This window comes from Curvivirga aplysinae (assembly GCF_009711445.1).
In the GTDB taxonomy this organism is placed as follows: domain Bacteria; phylum Pseudomonadota; class Alphaproteobacteria; order UBA8366; family Aestuariispiraceae; genus Curvivirga; species Curvivirga aplysinae.
In genome coordinates this window covers 1-981 of sequence record NZ_SMMC01000012.1, presented here as the reverse complement: position 1 = coordinate 981, position 981 = coordinate 1, and the positions used below count along the sequence as shown (strand labels likewise).

Genomic DNA, 981 nt, shown 5'->3' with positions numbered 1-981 from the left:
ATAATTCGGATTTTTAATATAATGTCGATGGATATTGATAGTATTCGCTTATTTGTTCTCGCGGCTGAAAAGCTAAATATTAGCGGAGCGGGCCAAGAATTGGGCATGGCACCTGCTGTTGCCAGTAACCGTTTGGCTAAACTTGAACATATTCTAGGCGCGGATTTACTGCATCGATCTACTCGTAAAGTATCTTTATCTTTGGAAGGAGCAGAATTTTTGCCTTTCGCTAAAGAGATATTAGCGCAGGAAAAGGCAGGACGTGCAGCCTTAGGCAAAGGAAGTGTCGAAGCAACTGGTACATTACGATTTACGGCCCCTGCAAGTTTTTCTCAGTTATATATTGCGCCGATTTTACCTGACTTCTTAGAACGGCATCCAGGCGTGAATTTGGAGCTGCGCTTGTCTGATGGTCGTTATGACTTGATTGAGGGAAGCTTTGATTTAGCTCTTAGGAATTCTGCTATTGAAGATACAAGTTTAAAGGGCCGAAAACTGGCATCAGATAAACGAATTTTATGTGCCTCACCCGAATATCTTGCGAAAAATGGTACCCCATTCCATCCAGACGATTTGATGGATCATCAGTTGATCAGTTTTAAGGATATGACCCCACGAAAACTAACTGGTTTAAACGGAGAAACTGGTGTGTTTCATCCTATGTCGGCAAAGCGCCGTTTAATTTTGGATGATGGATTAAACCAAAAAGTGACAACATTGGCTGGTGCAGGGATTTCATTGAATTCCATGTGGAGTATTCATCAGGAATTGAGGGAAGGAAAACTTGTTCAAGTTTTATCTGACTATGAAATAGATGACACATCTGCACTGTGGTTACTCTATCCAAAATCAAATGTACTCACGACCAAGGTGCGGGTTTTTATTGATTTTCTTATAGAAAGAATTGGTGAAAATCCGATATGGCTTTGATTATATAGATTTTCGAAATTATTAATTTATAAATGAGGCATAGTTTCTGAT

General features: G+C 39.8%; 1 protein-coding gene. It reads left to right on the top strand.

The window, feature by feature from the left end:
• Positions 1–930, top strand: a 930-nt coding sequence (locus E1160_RS00050; RefSeq protein ID WP_218048600.1) for a LysR family transcriptional regulator, incomplete at its 5' end; no start/stop codon positions are given.
• Positions 931–981 lie beyond the last annotated feature (51 nt).